Origin of the sequence: Trebonia sp. (genome assembly GCF_049794275.1) — a bacterium.
GTDB lineage: Bacteria > Actinomycetota > Actinomycetes > Streptosporangiales > Streptosporangiaceae > Trebonia.
The window spans coordinates 1-2,613 of the sequence record NZ_JBARCR010001087.1 but is presented as its reverse complement, the minus strand read 5'-3'; the positions used below and the strand labels follow the sequence as shown (position 1 = coordinate 2,613).

4 protein-coding genes are annotated in these 2,613 nt (G+C 74.6%); all 4 read right to left on the bottom strand.

The window, feature by feature from the left end; genetic code table 11:
* A partial coding sequence (locus WA805_RS27110; RefSeq protein ID WP_425243758.1) for a sulfurtransferase occupies positions 1 to 620 on the bottom strand: 620 nt, incomplete at its 3' end.
* A complete protein-coding gene (locus WA805_RS27105; protein ID WP_422340434.1) occupies positions 617 to 1,759 on the bottom strand; it encodes an alkaline phosphatase family protein in 1,143 nt (380 codons plus the stop codon). The genes WA805_RS27110 and WA805_RS27105, both read right to left, overlap by 4 nt.
* Before the next feature lie 5 nt (positions 1,760 to 1,764).
* Positions 1,765 to 2,358: a DUF5998 family protein gene (locus WA805_RS27100; protein WP_422270685.1), complete on the bottom strand. Its 594-nt coding sequence runs from the start codon at positions 2,356 to 2,358 to the stop codon at positions 1,765 to 1,767.
* A 73-nt stretch (positions 2,359 to 2,431) separates the two neighbouring features.
* Positions 2,432 to 2,613 (bottom strand): hypothetical protein (locus WA805_RS27095; protein WP_425243757.1); only part of this gene is annotated, 182 nt, incomplete at its 5' end.

The window sequence follows — 2,613 nt, the reverse complement described above, 5'->3', positions numbered from 1 at the left end:
GCGCTGACCGCGCCGGGGATGTGGCCGGCCACCGGGTCGACAGGCTCGGTCTCGCCGCGGTACCTGCCTCCCGCCCTCGCGTCGAGCAGCACGCCCGTGCGGGCCAGCGCCGCGGCGCCGTCCGCGTCGAGGAGGGCCAGGTGCCCGGGCGACGCGGTGAAATCACCAGCGGCAGGGGCGCCTGCGGGCAGGCCCGTTTCCACCGGGTGACCAGCCGCCTTCCAGGCCGCGAAGCCGCCGTCGAGCACCCGCACCTGGCGGTGGCCGAAGTACCGAAGCAGCCACCACGCGCGGGCCGCCGCCGTGGAGTCGGCGTCGTCGTAGACCACGACCGGCTGGTCGCCGCGCACGCCGGCCCGGCGCATCGCGGCCTCGAACGCGGCCGCGGCCGGCATCGGGTGCCTGCCGCCGGGACCTGGCGGGGCCGCGAGGTCGCGGTCCAGGTCGGTGAACACCGCGCCGGGGATGTGCCCGGCCTGGTACAGGTCGATGCCCGGCGGGCCGCCCAGCCGCCAGCGCACGTCGAGCAGCGTGGGCGGCGTCGGGGGCCCCGGGGGCCCTGGGGGCCCTGCCAGCTCGGCGACGGTGATGAGGGCGGTGCCCTCGGGCGTGGCGCTCACGGCGCCGCGTAGGCGAGCATCGGGACCAGCTGCTCGGCCGAGGTCAGCGAGCCGTGCTGGCCGGTGAACCCGCTCTCTTTCGGCTCGGCGTGCGAGGCGACGATCGCGGACGTGCCCGTGGCCGCGGCGACCACGTCGCCGATCCTGTCGGTCACCGAATAGTCGGGCGGCCCGAACCAGCCGTAGCTGATCGCCTCGTCCCGCGACGCCACCCAGGCGCGCTCGCCGAGGACCTCCCGCCAGACGGCCAGCACGTCGGCGGCGGCGCCTGGCCTGGCGTACACGTGCCTGGCCCGCGGCTCGCCGCCGAGCAGCGCGACGCCCGCCCGCAGCTCCGGCACGAGGTCCGCGTCCACCTTGTCCTCGGGGGCGACATTCACCATCCCGTGGTCGGCCGTCACATAGAGCACGGCGCCGAACGGCAGCGCCTGGGCGATCTGTTCCGCCAGCCGGTCCACGTGCGAGAGCTGGTACGTCCACGCCGGCGAGGACACGCCGAACCGGTGGCCCACGGCGTCCAGGTCGCCGTGGTACGCGCTGACCAGCACGCGTTCCGAGCTTTCCAGGGCGGCCACCGACTCGGCGGCCAGCGCCCCCATCGTGCCCGCCGCGCGGTACTGCGCCCCGCGCAGCACGGCGCGCGTCAGCCCGCTGTCGGCGTAGGCGCCCGGCGCGATGTGGATGGCGGCGACGCCGGCCGCGGCGGCCCGCTCGAACAGCGTCGGCTTGGGCTGCCAGGCCAGCGGGTCGATGTCCTTCGGCCAGCGCAGGGCGTTGAGCAGCCTGTTCGTGCCGGGGACCGCCACCTGGTAGCCGAGCACGCCGTGCGCGGCGGGCGGCAGGGCGGTGCCGATTGAGCCGAGGCTTGTCGCGGTCGTGGAGGGGAAGCCGGCGGTCAGCGGCCTGGAGTTGAACGCCAGTTCGGAAAGGAACGGCGCGGCGGCCTGGTGCCCGCGCAGCAGCTCCCAGCCGAGCCCGTCCACGACCAGCAGGCAGACCCGGCCGGCCCCTTGCAGGCCGAGCACGTTGCGGGCCTGGTCGCCGGTCATCGAGGCGAGGATGGAAGCGGACAGGTCGGCGAGGCTGCTCTCGCCGTACGACGGCACGATCGGGCTGGTTCTGGGCTCGCGTGGCGTCATAAGCGTCAGCTGCCGCTGCGGGCGGTGGCGTCGGACAGCGCGCCGGCGAACGAGAGCACCTGGCGCACGGCCTCCTCGCCGTCGGCCGCCTCGCTGATGCGGAGCGTCAGGTCGTCGGCGGTGATCGTGCCGAGGTACCCGTGGTCGGCCTCGCAGCTCTCGTCGCCGCAGTGCGCCGGCTCGAGCTCCAGGTGCGACAGCACGTTCCAGCCGATCGTCAGCATCACCTCGGACGGCATCGTCACCCCCGGCACGTACGAGGCCGGATCGGGCACTACCCGGGTCAGCGACACCGACGACACCCGGGAGAACCTGATCGCCTCGGTGCTCGTCTCGGCCCGCGGCCGCCCGTCAGGCTCCTCGGCCGGATGCTCGTCGGTGTGCGAGTAGACCAGCCTGGTCGGGGTGAGCGCCATCACCGTCATGTGCCTGCGGACCTCCATCCCAGGATCGAAGATCGCGTCGTGGTGCACGAAGAAGGCGGTGACCGGTTCCTGGCCCAGGGCGGAAGCGACCGCGTCGGTCACCAGACCGGGGTAGTACCCGCTGCGCTCGACGGCGGCCCGCAGGTCCTCGGTCATGACTCTGGTTTCCCTCATTCCCCCATCCTGCACCGTCCGCGGGCGTGGTTCACCCCCAGCGTGGGTAAAGCCGCGCTTGTTTGGCCGGCCCCTAACCGTCCGACGCCGCCACGTCGCGCCACGCCGGCCCGTCCCGGTCGGGCAGGATCCGCGCCGGATCGAGCGGATCCGGGGCGATGCGCTCCGGGTCGGCGCCTGGATCGCGCGGCTCGCGCAGCAGCTCGTCTATCGCCTTGCGGCGCCGCCGCATGATCCGCGGGCGCTCCCGCGGCT